The sequence below is a fragment of the Prolixibacter bellariivorans ATCC BAA-1284 genome (assembly GCF_000621705.1).
In the GTDB taxonomy this organism is placed as follows: Bacteria; Bacteroidota; Bacteroidia; order Bacteroidales; family Prolixibacteraceae; genus Prolixibacter; species Prolixibacter bellariivorans.
In genome coordinates this window covers 192,502-211,486 of record NZ_JHXO01000001.1, presented here as the reverse complement: position 1 = coordinate 211,486, position 18,985 = coordinate 192,502, and the positions used below count along the sequence as shown (strand labels likewise).

11 protein-coding genes are annotated in these 18,985 nt (G+C 43.1%); 7 read left to right on the top strand and 4 right to left on the bottom strand.

Annotation, left to right across the window (positions count from 1 at the left end):
• The first annotated feature begins 91 nt into the window (after nt 1-91).
• The 7 genes from T426_RS0100950 (at nt 92) to T426_RS0100920 (ending at nt 12,910) form a co-directional block, all read left to right on the top strand.
• Nucleotides 92-2,338, top strand: a complete 2,247-nt coding sequence (locus T426_RS0100950; protein WP_027585154.1) for an inorganic phosphate transporter — start codon at nt 92-94, stop codon at nt 2,336-2,338.
• Between the two features lie 559 nt (nt 2,339-2,897).
• A complete protein-coding gene (locus tag T426_RS0100945) occupies nt 2,898-5,684 on the top strand; it encodes a glycoside hydrolase family 2 protein (protein ID WP_025862664.1) in 2,787 nt (928 codons plus the stop codon).
• 583 nt (nt 5,685-6,267) lie between these two features.
• Nucleotides 6,268-7,989: a hypothetical protein gene (locus T426_RS22325; protein WP_025862663.1), complete on the top strand. Its 1,722-nt coding sequence runs from the start codon at nt 6,268-6,270 to the stop codon at nt 7,987-7,989.
• Nucleotides 7,990-8,139: 150 nt separating this feature from the next.
• Complete coding sequence (locus T426_RS0100935; protein ID WP_036984096.1) at nt 8,140-10,971, top strand: TonB-dependent receptor; 2,832 nt, start codon at nt 8,140-8,142, stop codon at nt 10,969-10,971.
• 12 nt (nt 10,972-10,983) lie between these two features.
• Complete coding sequence (locus T426_RS0100930) at nt 10,984-11,460, top strand: hypothetical protein (protein WP_148303643.1); 477 nt, start codon at nt 10,984-10,986, stop codon at nt 11,458-11,460.
• Nucleotides 11,461-11,758: 298 nt separating this feature from the next.
• Nucleotides 11,759-12,115: a carboxypeptidase-like regulatory domain-containing protein gene (locus tag T426_RS0100925; protein WP_025862660.1), complete on the top strand. Its 357-nt coding sequence runs from the start codon at nt 11,759-11,761 to the stop codon at nt 12,113-12,115.
• A 336-nt stretch (nt 12,116-12,451) separates the two neighbouring features.
• The gene (locus tag T426_RS0100920) at nt 12,452-12,910 is read left to right on the top strand and encodes a toxin-antitoxin system YwqK family antitoxin (protein ID WP_025862659.1); all 459 of its coding nucleotides are present in this window, start codon (nt 12,452-12,454) and stop codon (nt 12,908-12,910) included.
• An 87-nt stretch (nt 12,911-12,997) separates the two neighbouring features.
• Here the strand turns inward: T426_RS0100920 and T426_RS0100915 are convergent, their stop codons facing one another.
• The 4 genes from T426_RS0100915 to T426_RS22320 all read right to left on the bottom strand — a co-directional run bounded on the left by T426_RS0100915 (nt 12,998) and on the right by T426_RS22320 (nt 18,954).
• Nucleotides 12,998-13,645: a lipoprotein signal peptidase gene (locus tag T426_RS0100915; RefSeq protein WP_051568908.1), complete on the bottom strand. Its 648-nt coding sequence runs from the start codon at nt 13,643-13,645 to the stop codon at nt 12,998-13,000.
• A 114-nt stretch (nt 13,646-13,759) separates the two neighbouring features.
• On the bottom strand, nt 13,760-14,137 hold the full coding sequence (locus T426_RS0100910; RefSeq protein WP_025862658.1) for a TraR/DksA family transcriptional regulator: 378 nt from the start codon (nt 14,135-14,137) through the stop codon (nt 13,760-13,762).
• Between the two features lie 93 nt (nt 14,138-14,230).
• The gene (ileS, locus tag T426_RS0100905; RefSeq protein ID WP_025862657.1) at nt 14,231-17,671 is read right to left on the bottom strand and encodes an isoleucine--tRNA ligase; all 3,441 of its coding nucleotides are present in this window, start codon (nt 17,669-17,671) and stop codon (nt 14,231-14,233) included.
• Nucleotides 17,672-18,093: 422 nt separating this feature from the next.
• Entirely contained in the window at nt 18,094-18,954 is an 861-nt protein-coding gene (locus T426_RS22320) for a LytR/AlgR family response regulator transcription factor (protein WP_051568907.1), read from the bottom strand.
• Nucleotides 18,955-18,985: the final 31 nt, after the last annotated feature.

Below are 18,985 nucleotides of genomic sequence, written 5' to 3'. Positions count from 1 at the left end.
TAACCAGTTAACATTATTTTAACATTTCTTAACATGGGTAACAACTGTGTAACAATATCTTTGGCACGAGTTTTTTACAAAAATCTAATCAATGGAAAACTTTTATCTAATCCTTGTAATTATCCTGTTTGCTTTGGCTGTGTCCGACCTGATTGTCGGGGTAAGTAACGATGCCGTTAACTTTCTGAATTCAGCCATAGGTTCCAAAGCCGCTCCCAAATGGCTCATTTTGGGTGTCGCCGGTTTAGGTGTTCTTATTGGTGCAACCTTTTCCAGCGGTATGATGGAAGTAGCCCGGAAAGGAATCTTCCATCCCGACATGTTTGCTTTTTCCGAAATCATGACCATTTTCCTGGCGGTGATGATAACGGATATCATCCTGCTGGACATGTTTAATACATTTGGTTTACCAACCTCCACAACGGTATCCATCGTATTCGAGTTGTTAGGCTCCGCTGTTGCAGTGGCCGCTGTAAAAATCAAAGAATCTTCGGGTTCGATGGTTGAACTGGCTCAATACATTAATACTGAAAAAGCGCTCGCTATTATTTCCGGAATTCTGGTTTCGGTGGTCATAGCATTTACTGTCGGAACAATTGTCCAGTGGTTTACCCGACTGGTCTTCACCTTCAAATACGAGAAAAAAATCCGCTACATCGGATCCATGTTCGGAGGTTTCGCATTTGCCATAATTACCTACTTCATCGTCATTAAAGGTGCAAAAGGTGCATCGTGGTTAACACCGGAAAATATTGCGTACCTCAAAAACAACATGTGGCTGATTTTGCTATTCAGCTTCATAGGCTGGACCATTTTGTTGCAAATCCTGCAATTCGTTTTCAAGAAATTCGATGTCCTTAAGTTCATTGTTCTCGTCGGAACCTTTGCCTTAGCCATGGCTTTCGCCGGAAACGATTTGGTGAACTTTATCGGGGTACCCCTTGCCGGATTTGAATCGTTTAAAGCATGGATAGCAGCCGGTGCAGTCAATCCTGATGGATATACAATGAGCATCCTGAACCAACCGGTCAGAACTGATACCTATATGCTGTTAATTGCCGGTTTGATCATGATTGGAACCCTTATCGCTTCCAAAAAAGCGAAATCGGTAGTTGCCACGACGGTCGACCTGGCTCGTCAGGCTGAAGGAGATGAGAGGTTTGGTTCATCATATGCGTCACGTGCATTGGTTCGCTCCTCTATTCGCACCGGCGATCGTCTGAAAAAAATACTGGGTAATAGAATTACTAGCTGGGTCGAAAGTCGTTTCGAAGCAGTTCCGGTAGATGATACCAATCCCGATCGCCCGTCTTTCGATAAAATCAGGGCAGCAAGCAACCTGATTGTTGCATCGGTTTTAATTACCATTGGTACCAATCTGAAACTACCACTTTCGACAACCTATGTTACCTTCATGGTCGCCATGGGTACTTCGCTGGCCGACCGCGCATGGGATCGCGAATCGGCAGTTTACCGGATTTCGGGTGTCTTCACGGTAGTAGGTGGTTGGTTCCTGACAGCCTTTGTGGCTTTCACCGTTTCACTCATTGTTGCTACGCTGATTGCGTTGGGCGGTAAATTCATGATTTTCGTGTTCGCGGCTGTAGCCGCCGTTATGGTTATCCGCACCTATGTATTCTTCCGTAAACGCGAAGCCAAAAAGCTGGAAGAGGAAGATTTCCCGGAAGCAACCGTTGAAGTAGAAAAAGTACTCGATAAATCCAACCAGAAAGTAATCGCCGCCATCATTTCCACATCAAAAGCTTATTTTCTCGGGCTGGAAAGTTTCTTTGCACAGAACCGCAAGCAATTGGCCAAGATTGATGAAGACGTTGAAGAATTCAATCAAAAAGCCAGAAAACTGAAAGCCAATATTTCCAAAGTTGTGCAGAAGCTGCAGAAAGATTCAGTTGAGACAGGTCACTTTTATGTACAAATAGTGGATTACCTGCGTGAAATGGCTCACTCTATCAAGTATGTTGTCGGACCATTGCATCAACACGTAGAGAACAATCATAAGCCATTTAACGATGACCAGGTTGAAGATTTAACCAAGTTCAGTTCACAAATTACTGATTTCATGAATTTTGCTCTTCGCATTATTAAAGAGAGTGAATTCGAGCAGATTGAAGAACTGATTGAAAAAAGACAAGTCATCATTAATAACATTCGTGATTTGGAGAAAAATCAGATTCGCCGGATCAAGAAAAAGGAAGTTAACAGCCGCAACTCGGTTCTGTTTTTCAATATCATGTCTGAAACCAAGAACTTATTGCTGCAAACCGTCAATATGGTAAAATCGACCAGAGATTTTATTACCCATACTCCAATGGATTAACAATAAAACTGGTTGCTCCGATAACCTAAACCCTTCCCCGCCCGGGAGGGGTTTTCTTTTTACCATCAAATGCCAATCCTCTTTTTCAGGACATTTGTGAGCATTTGTTAGTTCATCATTGCTCCGTAATATCTACGCAATACAACTGAAATACAACTGCAATGATATGGTAAACAATTATTTAACTCTGATTAGCATTTACTTTTCATTGCATATCTAGTTTTGTTGTGTTGCATAAAGGTTGGAATGAAAACGAAATAGAACTCACCATCATCTCCTTTCTACTGCAAAATCCGGTACAAGCATAGATTAATACAAACAATAGGTTCATAACAATTCTGTCTGTTTTTCGGTAGGTCTGCAAACATTATAGGTGACTGAAAATTTACGGACATAATATTTTAAAGAAGCCATTTGTTAGATGGCAAGTAACTTTCCTTTCCAAAAAGGGTACCTGAAGCGTCGGGTGCCCTTTTTTTGTACCAGCACTAACTCAAACTTCATTTCAATACGGAATGTGGTTATCTTTAATGTGTTCTAATCCAAAATAAACCAAACAATGAAACTAACATTATCACTACTCATCTTTTGCTGCTTTTCCTTTGCATCATTTGCAGCACTGAACGCTACCGAAAATATCCCGTTAAAAGAACACCCACGCCCGGGATTTCAGCGTCAAACGTTCCAAAATTTGAACGGGATATGGAGTTTTCGGAGCGATAAAAAGAATAGAGGGATGAAACAGCAGTGGCAAAAACATCCGGAAAAATTTGAGAAGCAAATCCTGATTCCGTTTTCATGGGCCAGTCCCAAGTCGGGAATAGAAGAATCCGACGTACATTACGGATGGTACACCCGGGAATTCACATTGAATGATGAACTCACTGCATCCGGAGGGGAAACCTATCTGGTTTTTATGGCCAGTGATTTTCATTCAACAGTTTGGCTAAATGGCCAAAAAGTAGGTGAGCATCGCGGTGGTTACGTTCCTTTCGATTTCAATATTCAACCTTACCTGCAACAAGGAAAGAATCGGCTAGTGGTACGCGTCGAGGATCGAGACTTGGACAATCGTCCAGCCGGGAAACAATATTATGGAAACGCGAGGGGAATCTGGCAAACCGTTTACCTCGAAAAACGTCCGGATGTATTCATACAGCAAGTTCATTTCCTTCCCAATATCGACAAAAAGGAGGTAACCGTTCGGATAACGCTTTCGCGGAAGACAGAAACCGATTGGCCTTTCTCCTTAACAGGAAACAACAACCGTTTGCATATAGAAGAAACAATTCCGGCAAACGATAAAATGGCTGAATTCACCCTTCCGGTAAAGAATATGCATTTATGGGATTTGAATAACCCGTTTTTGTATGATGTAACGGTAACAACCGGAAATAACTCCCAAACCGACGTAGTACATACTTACTTCGGAATGCGAAAAATATCGTCGGTGAAACTTCCCGGACAGGATTTCTGGTACGTAGCCCTGAACAACAAACCAATTTACCTTCGACTAACGCTCGACCAGAGTTATCATCCGGAAGGCTTCTATACATTTCCTTCGGATGCATTTATGAAGGACGAAATCGAGCGCGCAAAGGCTCTCGGTTTGAACGGCCTCCGAATTCATATCAAAGCAGAAATTCCACGAAAGCTTTACTGGGCCGATAAACTTGGTTTGCTTATTATGGAAGATATTCCCAATTTCTGGGGGCCACCAACTCCTGAAGCCAAAAAGAACTGGGAAGAACTGGCTGTCGCCGAAATCAATCGCGATTTCAATCATCCATCCATTTTTTCGTGGGTACTGTTCAACGAAACCTGGGGACTTTTTTCCGGCAAAGGAGATAACCGAAGATACACACCGGCAACACAACAATGGGTCGCCAACTGGTATCACAAAGCAAAGGAAATGGACCCAACCCGTTTGGTGGAAGACAACTCGCCTTGTAACTACGACCATGTGGAGACTGACCTCAATACCTGGCATGCGTATCTTCCGGCAAGGCAATGGTCCGACTTTCTGGACAACGTTGTTGCCAAAACCTTTCCTGGCTCAACGTTCAACTTTATCGGTGGAAACAAACAAGGCGAGGTCCCAATGCTGAATTCAGAATGCGGTGCTGTCTGGGGTTATGCCGGCAGCACCGGCGACATTGATCTGACCTGGGAGTATCACATCATGATGAACGAATTCCGGCGCAGGCCGAAAATCGCTGGCTTCCTGTTCACTGAATTCCACGATGTGATTAATGAATGGAACGGCTATTACCGGTTTGACCGTAGCAAGAAAATTTTTGGATTATCGGAACTGGTTCCGGGAATGAGTATGCAGGATTTTCATTCCGACCACTATGTCATCCCCGGCAATGATTTCTTCAAAGTATACAATGCCGGCGAGAAAATAAGTATTCCGGTAACAATTTCATCGGTTACCAACGGCAATTTAGAACACGCAACAATCTCGTGGTATGTCAAAGGATATTCTCCTTCGGGAAAATTAATTGAAGGAGAGACAGGTTCTGTCCCCGCTGTAGTAAAAGCATTTGAAGCTATTCCTCAACAAGATATTACGACGACGATTCCTGGAAACCTGGCATCCGGGATGCTCGTTACATTGTTAAAAGACGAAAACGGGAACATTGTTAATCGAAATTTTCTTCCTTTCCGGGCAACCGGTGCAAAATTGCCCGAAAACACAGTAGCTGTTTCTCCTTCACAATTCAGCAAAGCTGATTGGAGCCTCAAGTACCGGAAACCCCAGGAAGGGAAAAAAGTGTGGGGTATGGGTACCGGTTATTTTGAATATCAATTCAAAGTTCCGGCCAACCTACCGGAAGATAATGTTACCGGAGCCGTTTTCCGTTGCGAAGTAGCTTCACGATATCCACAGAGCAAGTACCTGGAAATTGGCGACACCGAAAATATCGGGATGACAATTGTGACCGAAAAAGGAACAGACCCGGGCTACGGACAAAACTCATATCCGCAGACCGATGAAAAGAGATATTCCGGTTTGCTTTCCATTTCCATCGATAGAAAACCACTGAACCAAATTCACCTGGACGATGATCCGGCTGACCACCAGGGTATGCTTTCTTGGATGAATCAGGAACCCGGAGATAAGTGGGGAGAAAACACCGGGAAAAAATGGATGCTCGATGAAGCGGGTTCATACGGATATCTAATCTCAGTAGGATTATCGCTTGAACAAGTGAAAGAAGCCGTGAAAAAAGGATTCATCACTGTTCGTCTGACATCAGAGAAAGGAGGTCTCTCTATTTACGGAGCCGAATCCGGAAAATATCCAGTCAATCCGCAAATTGAATTCCTGACAAACGAGTAATTCTGTATGTAATAAATATAGAGTAGGGTGGAAGTTCTTTCCACCCTTTTTTATTTTAATGAAATTGTAACACCCTATTTTGTTCCTTACTTAGTACTCTCTCCAAGCCAGTCAAATCTTTATATTACAGTTAATCTCCCTCATTATTCACTCCTTCGTTACTCTTCATTATTTAGTCAAAAAATGGCTAAAATCCACCAAAATCTAATTTGCGAACAGACCGACTTCCTTGTTACAAAATCATTCGGAAAAACGCGCCCTAAACGCCAACTACAACCTGTATTACTGGCTTTTACCATACACACCAAATGTAACAGCCCTCAATGGATTGTAACACAAAAGTTAATATTCCTTAATCACTGTGTAATATTTTACGTCGTTCTTCACATCGAAATCCAAAGGGATTGATATTCAAAAATATGACAAAAATGTAACAGTTAATTTCTTCACAAAATACAGTCATATCAAAGACAAAATTGCAAGGAGTTAGTGAACATAAATAATGCCGAATCATAACATACAATTTGAAATACTAAACACAAAAACAGAACCCGAATTTTAATTTAAATACTTAAAGAGGATTATGAAAAAACTGCAATTATGGGTATTCATGTCGCTGATCTTGGGTGCGGCAATTCTGAATTCCTGCTCAAACAATGACAACAATGCTGTTCCAGACGGGCCTGCATTAACAACTCCTACCACTGCTGACGTTCAGACCGGATCGAATGTCGATGTAACATTCACCGCAACTGTTCCCGGAGGATATGGTGCATCTCAGGTTAACGCTACCGGTGGTACCGCAACAGTGAAAAGTGAACCTAGCGCAGCAGCAACGAGTGGAGATGTTGTCGTAACTTTTACCGCTGACAGTGACGAAGGTGCTGCTTCAATTAGTCTAACCGTTACCGATGCCAATCAAAACTCAACCAAAGCAACCGCACTCATTAACAAAAGTAACGGTGCAATTAAAGACATCTATGCCAGCGCTGATGGTACCGGAACAGTAACATGGAGCAAAGATACTGTGTATGTTCTCCACGGCTTTATCTTTGTAAACGATGGTCAGACCCTGACGATTGAAGCAGGTACTGTTATTAAAGGACTTCCCGGTCAAGGTTCAGGAGCTTCTGCTCTGATTGTAGCCCGTGGTGGTAAAATCATGGCAGAAGGTACTGCTGAAGCACCGATCATTATGACTGGTAAAGCAGATGACCTAAATGGCTCATTACCGGACGATGCCAACCAAACCTGGGGTGGTTTAATTATCCTGGGTAAAGCAACAACCAGCAACGTAGCTGAAGGCGGTGAAAAATCAATCGAAGGTATTCCCGAAACTGAATCACGCGGATTGTACGGTGGTACCGATGATGCTGACAATTCAGGTGTACTGAAATATGTATCGGTTCGTCACGGCGGTAGTGTGATTGGTGCCGATAACGAAATCAACGGTATTTCACTGGGCGCTGTAGGTTCCAAAACAACGCTCGATCATATCGAAGTATTCTCCAACTTCGACGATGGCATTGAGTTCTTCGGAGGTGCCCCGAACCTGACCAACGTTGTGCTGTCGTACACAGGTGATGACGGTCTGGACGAAGACGAAGGTTTCCACGGAACGGTTCAGTATGCACTGGTATGGAAAAAAGCTTCTACCAACGAAAGTAGCGACCCTCGTGGTGCAGAACTTGATGGTGGTGTTGGTGCCAACGAAGCTGCAAAGCCATTTGCTACTCCCAAAATGTCCAACATTACACTCTTCAACGAAGGTACCAATGACAACCTGACTGCCAGCAACAAGCAGACTTTCTACATGCGCGACGGTTGGGGTGGTAGCTTCTATAACTCCATTTTCTACGGATTCGATGGCCCGATTGACATGGAAAGAAGAACCGACAAAATCAACGCTGCTGATAACAAATCAGCAAGTAGCTACGACATGTGGGTATCAGTTGCCAACGGTGGTTATGGTTATTTGAAAATTGAAAATAACGTGATTTACACCAACAGTTCATTTTCTAACGATTCAACTGGTTTTGCCAATGTATTCCAGCTTAGCGACGAAACTGACGCAGCTAAAGAATATGAAGTTGAGCAATACCTGATGGCTCACAACAAAATTGCTGACCCGGGTTTTGGAACCGGAGCTGACAAATTTACTCCCAGCTCCGCTGACGTAACCAGCAACATGGCAGATGTTTCATCTTTCGGCCTTACTACTCCGGCTTACAAAGGAGCAGTTGACCCGAACGGCACTCCATTCTTTGCCAACTGGTCGTACACCTGGGAAGTCATTAACAGATAATACCCAGAGGTTATATAAGAAAAGGGCCAATTCATCTTGGCCCTTTTTTTAAAATAACATGTGACAAAACCTTTACATAAAAACACCTTAATAACAAACCAACTTAGCTAGTCCTTCCCTTACTCAATCTCAGAATTTAACAGATTTATTATGAATTTTAAGCATGCTGTATTCAGTCTAATGTTGGTAATTGGTAGTGTTTTTACTGCCTTTGCTCAAACAGGTTCCATCCGGTTAACAGTGGTTGACGATAAAACCGGTGAAACATTGATTGGAGCAACTGTCATGATTGAAGGGACCTCAAAAGGTACCATTACCGATTTTGATGGAATTGCCACACTCAACGATATAAATTCAGGCACCTACAACATCAGGGTGTCCTACATTTCATACCAAACTACCGTCATCAGTGATGTCAAAGTAGAAGCGGGCAAAGCCGAAGAACTCACCGTTCATCTAAAGCCGGCAGATCTCGAAATCAATGAGGTAGTCATCACCGCTAAAGCAGCCAAGAATAGTGAAAATGCCCTGCTAACCTTGCAACGAAAATCGCCGAAGCTATTCGATGCAATTACTGCTGACCAGTTTTCGCGCATGGGCGTAAGCGATGCAGCCGGAGCATTAAAAAAGGTAACCGGTGTTACCATTGAATCAGGAAAATATGTCTTTGTCAGAGGTTTGGGAGACCGATACAGTAAATCGGTTCTGAACGGATCGGATGTTCCCAGTCTGGACCCGAATAAAAACTCGGTCCAACTTGATTTGTTCCCCACTAACCTGATTGACAATATTATTGTATATAAAACATTCACACCCGACCTGCCTGGCGATTTTACCGGCGGATTGGTTGATATCACTACCAAAGATTTTCCAACATCCTTTAATCTTACTTTTTCGCTGGGGCTTGAATACAATCCCCAAGCCAACTTTAACAGCGATTTCCTGGCTCCAAAGGGAAGTCCAACCGATTTCCTTGGTTACGACAACGGTTTCCGGGCTTTGCCAAAAGAAATCAGTCAATACAGTGCCAGCGATTTTCCCGATCCGTACATGAATAAAACAGAAATCACAAATGTTTCCAGAGCATTCAAGAACAGGCAGTTCAATCCCGGAAAAGCTTCGCAGTTCCTGAATCATAGTTTCAGTTTCTCGGTAGGTGATCAGGTTAAGCTCTTCAATAAACCACTCGGATATATTTTAGGACTTTCGTATAACCGGAAATATTCAAATTATACCGATGGAGTCCAGAATGCTTACGAAGGTATTAGCGAAGGGCAAACAACACTGAACAGAGATGTGCATACGTCCAGCTTAGAGCAAAAATCAGAAGACGAAGTGTTGTTGGGAGCCATGTTTAATACTTCCTACAAGTTCAACAGTAACAACAAAATTGGATTGAGTCTTTTAACCAACCAAAGCGGAACCAGCGAAGCACGCTACCAGGAAGGTTACCTGCTGGACGCAAATCCGGACTCAACAACCCGGTTGCAAAACCGCGCTATCACTTATACGCAAAGAGCTTTCCGGAATGGACAGTTGAGAGGTGAACATGTATTTCCTCGCTTGCACAACCTGAATGTGAAATGGAGCAATTCATTTACCACCTCTTCCATTAAGCAGCCTGATACGCGGATGATCAGGAACCAATACACCATCAATCCGCAGGGAGATACGCTGTATTATATGGGAAACCTCGACCGTCCTTCACGTTTCTACCGTGATCTGAAAGAGACCAACAATAGTTCGAAACTTGATTTTACCCTTCCGGCAAAATTATTCGGCGGACGCGAGTCGAAAGTGAAGTTTGGCGGATTGTATACGTATAAAAACCGTACATTCCGGGAGAATATTTACCAGTACAATATTCAGGCAAACAAAAACTTCGATGGCGATATCAGCGTCTTCTTCCTGGACCAAAATCTCGGTTATGTAGATGGTGTATTGAAAAATTACCTGATGATGATAAACATCGACGGTAACAACTTCGATGCCTATCAGCGATTGTTGGCAACCTATGCGATGATTGAAAGCCCGATTGCTAAAAAACTGAATCTTACGGCCGGTGTGCGAATGGAAAAAACCGACATGAACCTACGCGCCTTCAATGATTCGACTGGTACAATTAACACGAACGATCTCCTTCCGTCGCTGGCATTAACATACAACGTCAACGACAAAACCAATATTCGCATTTCGGCCAACCGAACGCTCGCCCGTCCGTCATTCAGAGAGTTTGCACCACTGGCTACTTACGACTTCTTTGGTGGTTATATTCAGAACGGTAACCCGGAGCTGAAGCGAACGCTGGTGAACAACTTCGACCTGCGTTGGGAAAAATTCCCGAGTCCGGGAGAATATCTTTCGGCCAGCTTGTTCTACAAAAAGTTCTTCAATCCGATTGAAAATGCTCAGCTGCCACGAGCAGGCGGATCAACCAGTCAGTTCCAGTTCAAAAATGTGGATAAGTCCAGTTTGTATGGAGCAGAAGTAGAAGTTCGGAAGAACCTCGGTTCCTTCGCCGAAGCACTAAAAAACTTCCGTGTTTCGGCCAACTTCACCTACGTCTATTCGTACGTCAATGTCACACCTGCAGAGCTGCTAGCCATTCGCAGTTGGGACCCGGGCGCAAGTGATACGCGGCCGATGTACAACCAGGCACCTTACACATTCAACGGAAGTTTATCGTACGACAATCCTGAAAAAGGATGGGAATCGACACTGAGTTTCAACGTAAGTGGAAAACGGTTGATTGTGTACCAGATTGACCTTCCGTCGATTTATCTGCAGCCTATGCCTGACATGAACTTCACACTGAAAAAAGACCTGTCGAAGCGCTGTTCGCTGATGTTTAAAGCCAAGAACCTCCTGAACAATACCTATAAGGAGCAAATCACCCTAGGCGATAACATTTACTACACCACCAAATACCAGCAGGGACGCACGTATGCAATAACTTTCAACTATCGGTTAAGTAAACAGTAAAACATGATTCAGATGAAGAAATCTGCTCAAATTTTCATTCTCGTCGTGTTAACGGCACTGGTATTTGGCTGTGGCAACAATAAGTCCGGAAACAGCCTCATTTTTGACGCGACGCAAATAAAAGGGCATCCGGATACGACAGAGGTTAAAAAGCTTTTGCATGCTCAACCTGATACGAGTTATTACCGTTGGTATTTCGGTCAGCGCAGATTCATCCAACTCTACAATTCGATGGACTCTGCTGAATTTCGTTTCAAGAAGAACAAACTGATTGAAATCATCGTGAATAGCCCTCCGGTAGATTACATACCCCAGAGCATTACTAAATTTGGCTTACCCTTTCAACAGCCAACCAGCAGCGATAGTAGCGCCTATTTCATGTGGAAAAATATCTACCCGGAATATGAAGTAGTGAACTACTATTTGGTTGGAAGCAAGAAGAAGGGGCCCAAACAAAATTTCAAAATATACTTTAAACTGAAAGACTAAAGTATAACTGTTTACGCTTTCAATTTAACTATACAGCATGCGGAATTGTAAAATTCTACTGAATTGATGGCGCTAAACAGGATGAGTGAACCAGTATCTTCAACCAGATCTGGTTCATTCTTAAGACCTGAAAACGCCCGCTTTCAAAAGAGAGCGGGCATTTTTTCATTATGAACAAACATTATAATCAATCAATTATGCTCAAATTAAGCTTCTAATCTTCATCGGATCTTAACTTTTTTGTAACCACTCTGTAATTATTTAGCCATACTTTTCTTTGTGAATAAACACTAGCGAAATGAAAAAATTTGTTTTATCCTTTTTATTGATTGGAAGCACAGTTTTGGCAATGGCTGCCAACAAAGAAAGTAAGTCGGAAAACGCATCGAGTAACACTGCCGCACTAACCCAACTCTATGGAGAAGTAATTGACAAAAACACGAATGAAACACTGGTCGGCGTAAAAGTAACCATCGACGGAACCAACGAAGTTGCCTACACCGATTTCGATGGAAAATACAGCTTCGACAATTTGAAGCCCGGTAAATACAAATTGACAGCTTCCTATATTTCTTATGAAAATTCGACAGTCGAAAATATTCAACTCACACCCAAAGCCAATGAAGTTGATTTTAGTCTGAAGAATTCGAACTAAAATTTGTTTCTAGCATGCTAACCCGTTCTGTTGCCCCGGAACGGGTTTTTTATTGAATTTTCTGACATAATTCGCACTCGTTGCAGCGTTTTACAACCACTCATTCCTGACATAAGACAGCAAATAAAGCCTACAAAAAAAGCCCAATATTCACATTATGTTATCTATAGTATTACTACTGCACCATAATACTATCATTATAATCTCTCTTCTTTATTTGTAATTTTCATTTTGAAATAAATATTTAACATTAATTTTCTGTTAACCCAAAATCAATTCAGTTAACTTTTACTTAACTTTAGCATAATAAAACATGTTAGAGATAAGGAGGTTGTTATGAAGAAGTTGATTGGATTAATCGCGATATTGCTTTTCCTTTTACCCAATACATTCGCACAGGATATCAGCAAAATTGATGGTACGTACTACGCCGATTCGAAACCGTATTCAGGCGAATATACCCAGTACTACGATAATGGAAATCCGAAAATGAAAATGAACCTGAAAGAAGGTTTAAAGGATGGAAAAGCAAAACTCTATTTCGAAGATGGTAAACTGAAAGGAATTTGTTCGTATAAGAACAACGAAATGGATGGTACCTGGATTACCTATAACCGGCAGGGAGTGAAAGTTGCTGTTGCCAACTACAAAGAAGGAAAGAAAGATGGTGAATGGAAAATCTGGGACGACCAGGGAAGTCTGATTTATGAAATGAATTATGTGAATGGTGAGAAATCAGGCACATGGAAAAAATATGGCTCAGAAGGAAAATTACTGAGTGAACGAACCTTTTAATGATTCTTTGAATCAAAAATTCGGGTTAATAGATTACATCTTATGGAATGAAAAAGCCGGTTTAAACACCGGCTTTTTCTTTATCATTTATTCAACATTTTCAGTTGGAGTAACCGAAGCACTGACCGTTTCATGCCGATCAAAAAAACGTCGGTAGAAAAGCAGAATCATAAATATTCCAATGGTAATCGATGAATCGGCTAAGTTGAAAACCGGACGGAAAAAGATGAACTGTTGTCCTCCCCAAAACGGAAACCACATCGGGTAATGCCCTTCAAGAATCGGGAAATAGAGCATATCTACCACTCTTCCATGCAAAAAGGTTGAATAACCTCCATCGGGAGGGAAAAGCGTGGCCACCTGTCCGTAGCTATCGTTGAAAATCATCCCGTAAAATGCGCTGTCCAGAATGTTGCCAATCGCTCCAGCCATAATAAGGGAAACACTGACAATCAAACCGAAAGGTACATCTCGCTTCCAAAGCCTGGTCAGGTACCAACCAATACCGCCCACAGCAGCTATACGGAAAACACTCAGAAAAATCTTACCATAATTTCCGGCAAACTCAAACCCAAAGGCCATTCCGTTATTCTCCACAAAATGAATGACAAACCATTTTCCGAAAATGGAAAACTCCTGTCCAAGCATCATATGCGTCTTCACCCAAAACTTCAATGTCTGATCGGCCAGTAAAATCAGGAATACGATCAACAACGAGCTGGTTTTCTTACCCATTACCATAATCTTTCAACAAACCATTATAAAAAATCCGGAGCGTAGAATTCCACTCCGGACAAAATAAGTCATTTATTTCTTACAACTTTCATCCAGTTCCCGCTGTGCGACCAATTACCGTTGCTTGTTTTTTGCATCGATACTGAGCGTAGCATGAGGAACGGCACGCAGTCGTTCTTTCGAAATTAATTTTCCTGTTTCGCGGCAAATACCGTAAGTTTTGTTCTCTATACGGATCAATGCAGCTTCCAGGTGCTGAATAAATTTTTGCTGCCGTTGAGCCAGTTTTCCGGCTTCTTCTTTCGAAAGCGTGGCAGCTCCTTCTTCCAGCACTTTAAATGTAGGCGAAGTGTCTTGCGTGTCGTTTCCGTCGCCGTGGGTTATAGCATTTCGGTACAACTCGTAATCTTTCCTCGCTTTTTCAAGTTTCTTCAGTATGATATCCTTGAACTCCGCCAATTCTTCATCTGAATATCGCATTTTTTCAGCCATAATGTAAAAGTATTAAGGTGAATACAGGCTTAAAATAAGCTGACTAATATAACTTTTTTCAGCTTATATTACCATGGCTGATAACAGGGGAAATTATTTTCCCACTTTCTCAACCATAATATAGGTTTCGACTCCTTTATCAATCTCAACCAGTCTGGCCTTTCCATCCTCTATGGCGTCCACCAGTTCGAGATTCGAAGCCAATGTCTGGTTACTGATGTAATCACTAAAATTTTCGACCGCTTCATTAATCTCATCGTGGCGGGCAATTTGAAGGTTAATCTTATCGGTTACCTCAAAATCGCTTTCCTTGCGGAGATTCTGAATACGGTTGATGAACTCACGGGCAATTCCTTCCTGTCGCAATTCGGTCGACACTTCGATATCCAAAGCAACGGTCAGTCCGCCTTCGCTGGCAACCAACCATCCCGGAATATCTTCCGAAAGAATTTCCACATCTTCCAGTCCGAGATGAACGCTTTCGTTACCAACAGCGAGTTCATAAGCATTCTCCTTTTCGAAGCGGGCGATATCATCCTGCGTCATCTGGTTGATAGCACCGGCAATCTGCTTCATGATTTTTCCGTACTTCGGACCTAACGTCTTGAAATTCGGTTTTATCTTTTTCTTGATAATACCAGCTGTATCATCGATATACTCTACTTCCTTAACGTTGACTTCCGTCAAAATAATATCCCGGACAGCCTCAAATTGCTCACGGAAATGTGCATTCAGCACCGGAACCATGATTTTCGCCAGCGGCTGACGCACTTTCAGTTTTTCCTTCCGGCGAAGGCCAAGAATCATGGAAGAAACCTTTTGTGCAATATCCATCCGCTCTTCCAGCGATTTGTCGATAAGCGAACTGTCTGCTTTTGGGAATTCAGTCAGGTGAATCGAGATATCTTCATCACGTCCGGTCACCGCATTTAAATCGCGGAACAGCTGTTCCATGTAAAATGGTGCGATAGGAGCAGCCAGTTTGGCAACTGTTTCCAAACAAGTGTATAGCGTCTGGTAAGCCGAAATCTTGTCGGTACCATACTCGCCGCCCCAGAAACGTTTCCGGCTCAGGCGTACGTACCAGTTCGACAAATTCTCGGTAACAAACTCCGAAATAGCGCGTCCGGCACGGGTTGGCTCATAGCTTTCCAAAGCATCGCTCACTTCCAGCACCAAACTGTTCAGCAACGACAATATCCAACGGTCAATCTCGGGACGATCGGCAGCTGCTACTTCCGGCTCGCTGTAGGTAAAGCCATCTACATTCGCGTAAAGCGAAAAGAAGCTATAGGTATTATACAGCGTTCCGAAGAACTTACGGCGCACCTCTTCCACTCCCGAAATATCAAATTTCAGGTTGTCCCAGGGTTGGGAGTTGGTCAACATGTACCACCGCAACGGATCGGAACCGTATTTTTCAATCGATTCAAACGGATCGACTGCATTGCCGAGTCGCTTCGACATTTTGTTTCCTTTGGCATCGAGAACGAGACCATTAGAAATAATATTCTTGAATGCTACCGACTTTTTCGTCATGGTAGCAATGGCATGCAATGTAAAGAACCATCCACGGGTTTGGTCAACACCTTCAGCAATGAAGTCGGCCGGGAAAACCTGTTCAAAAATCTCTTTGTTTTCAAACGGGTAGTGCATCTGTGCAAACGGCATCGCGCCCGAATCGAACCAAACATCAATCAAATCCAACTCGCGCATCATCTTTTCACCATTCGGTGAGACAAGCACGATGTTATCGACGTAGGGACGGTGCAAATCAATTTTGTCGTAATTCTCTTTCGAGTAATCACCCGGTACAAATCCTTCATATGGATTCTTATCCATGAATCCGGCAGCTACCGCTTTCTCAATTTCTCCGTAAAGCTCTTCCACCGAACCAATACATTTCTCTTCCGAACCATCCTCGGTTCTCCAGATTGGCAGCGGAGTTCCCCAGTAACGCGAACGAGACAGGTTCCAGTCAACCAGGTTTTCCAGCCAGTTACCAAAACGGCCGGTTCCGGTCGATTTCGGCTTCCAGTTGATGGTATTGTTCAGCTCTATCAAATCATCGCGAACCGCTGTCGTCTTGATGAACCAGGAATCGAGCGGGTAGTAGAGCACCGGTTTATCGGTACGCCAACAGTGCGGATAGTTGTGCTCGTGCTTTTCGACACGGAAGGCTTTGTTTTCCTTCTTCAGCATCACCGAAATATCCACATCCAGTGTTGCGTCATCATCAGCCAAACTCTCATCGTAGGCATTCTTCACATACCGGCCGGCATATTCAGCATATAAATCAGTAGAAACAAATTCGTTAATAAAAGAGCTGTCCAGGTCTTCCGTGCGGAAGAAACGGCCTTTTTTATCCACCATCGGCTGACGACGTCCTTCGTTGTCGATCAGAATCAACGGGGCAATACCTGCTCTCTTTGCTACACGGTCGTCATCCGCACCGAACGTGGGAGCGATGTGCACAATTCCGGTACCATCGGCCGTTGTCACAAAATCACCGGTGATAACCCGGAAGGCATCCCCCATCGGTTTAACCCAGGGAATCAATTGCTCATATGCAGAACCTTCCAAATCGGAGCCTTTAAACTCGGCAGTAATTTGGTAGGGTATCTTTTTATCGCCGGGTTGGTATTCATCCAGCGAAAGTTCTTCATTCTTTTCAGGGAAATAGCTTCTCAGCAAATCCTTGGCCAGGATAACTGTTACCGGAGTTCCGGTGTAAGGATTAAATGTTTTTACGCGGACATACTGAATCTTTTCACCTACAGCCAGCGCCGTGTTAGAAGGCAACGTCCAGGGAGTAGTGGTCCAGGCGATAAAGAATAATTCCGTATCGACGCCGTTGAAAAGCTTCTCCGAATTCTCGTCACGAATGACCTTGAACTGAGCCACACAGGTGGTGTCCTTCACATCGCGGTAGCAACCCGGCTGGTTCAGCTCGTGTGAGCTCAATCCGGTCCCGGCAGCCGGCGAATAAGGCTGGATAGTGTAGCCCTTGTACAACATATTCTTGTCGTACAACTGGCGCAATAGCCACCAAAGTGTTTCGATGTACCGGTTATCGTATGTGATGTACGGGTCGTCCATGTTCACCCAGTAACCCATTTTGCGGGTCAGCTCTTCCCACATGTCGGTGTATTTCATCACCTCTTTGCGGCAGGCAGCGTTATATTCCTCAACGGTAATGCTCTTACCAATGTCTTCCTTGGTAATGCCCAGCATTTTTTCAACGCCCAGTTCAACCGGAAGTCCATGGGTATCCCAGCCGGCTTTCCGTTTTACCAGGTAACCCTGTTGGGTTTTGTAGCGACAAAAAACATCTTTGATAGCGCGGGCCATTACATGGTGAATACCCGGCTGACCATTGGCGGAAGGTGGACCTTCGTAGAACACGAATGTCGGTCGTCCTTCGCGGGTCGACATGGATTTATGGAACGTGTCGTCCTGCTCCCAATAGCTCAGGACATCCTTGTTTATTTGCGATAGATCAAACTCCTTATATTCCCTGAATTTCCTCGTCATAATGATTGAAAACCTCCGGTTTTTAAAAGTCTACAAATATAGGAAAATTTTTATTGAAGCTCAGATGTTTTATGGCTTTCCAAATGGGGTCAAAGTGTACAATTTTCTGACGAAATTATTGAGAACTTCAGGTGTCCGTAGTTTATCATAAAACCTAAATACAATTCTTTACCACAGCACTTGTGAAAGTGATTTTATTCTCAAAAACAAAGGTCTGGTCGGGCAGCAAAAACTTCTACGTATAAGTTCAGCAACTTCTACTGTTCTTTTTGAAAACTTCTACTTATAAGTGATCAGTACTCCTACTTAGAAAGATGGAAAAAGAACAGTAGAAAGATTTCAACTTCCCTTGTTCTTTTTTACTAGGGCTCAAAAAGGTATTTAATAATAATGCTTTGGGAATGAAACCGTCATTGGTTCAACTACACGGATTGGTCGGTAGAAGGCAACAAGTCGAGTTCGGCAATAATTGCCGGCTCATAAGTTTTGGAAACCTGGATGACTACATTTTCAGGTACTGATAAATGAAGTTCCAGGCCCTTCTTTCCCTTTTGCATCATTTTTACCTGTCCAATGTTGACCATGTAGGAACGGTGGCAACGCAAAATGTGGTGAGGCTTCATTTCATTTTCAAGCTTTTTCAGGCTGTTTCGCAACAAGTACTGCTTCACTTCATTCCGGACACGATAATGAACGAGCACATAATTTTCGCTGGCTTCGAGGAAAAGCAGATCACTTTTTTTGAGGCTCAGGCGCATCACACCATTTTCATCCCGGAAGGGAATAAAATCGATGACAGGTTTCCGAAAGTAATCGAAAGTAAGATTTTCAAGCTTGATTTTCTTTTCCTGAAAAGCAAAATAGAGCAAGCTAATCAGATAGGGAATTAACAGAATAAGTGCCGTATTCTGAATCGCGACAAACCAAAGCTCAGCGTAACTGCGCGAATCGTCGAGCGCATAATCCTCGATGAGCGCAAAAAAAGCGGCCATGATGAAGATTTCACCGGCCACCATTAAGCTGTACTGTAAAATGGAAACCGGCCGCACTCTATTTATCTGGTACATGATTACCCGGCTCACGACAACAACCGCCATTCCCAGCAAAACCAACAACCCGGAATAGAGTAGAAACTGCCATTTGGTAATGGCATACCAGTGAGCAGCACCAAACGGCTCGTAAATATTGATAAATGCGTATGCAAAGACGGTTGTAAAAACTATCTGAATGTAAATGTTTCGTTTACTGATGAAATATTCAGGTATGTTTTTGGGTCTTTCCATAAACAAGGGGGTGGTATTAACTTATTCTTGC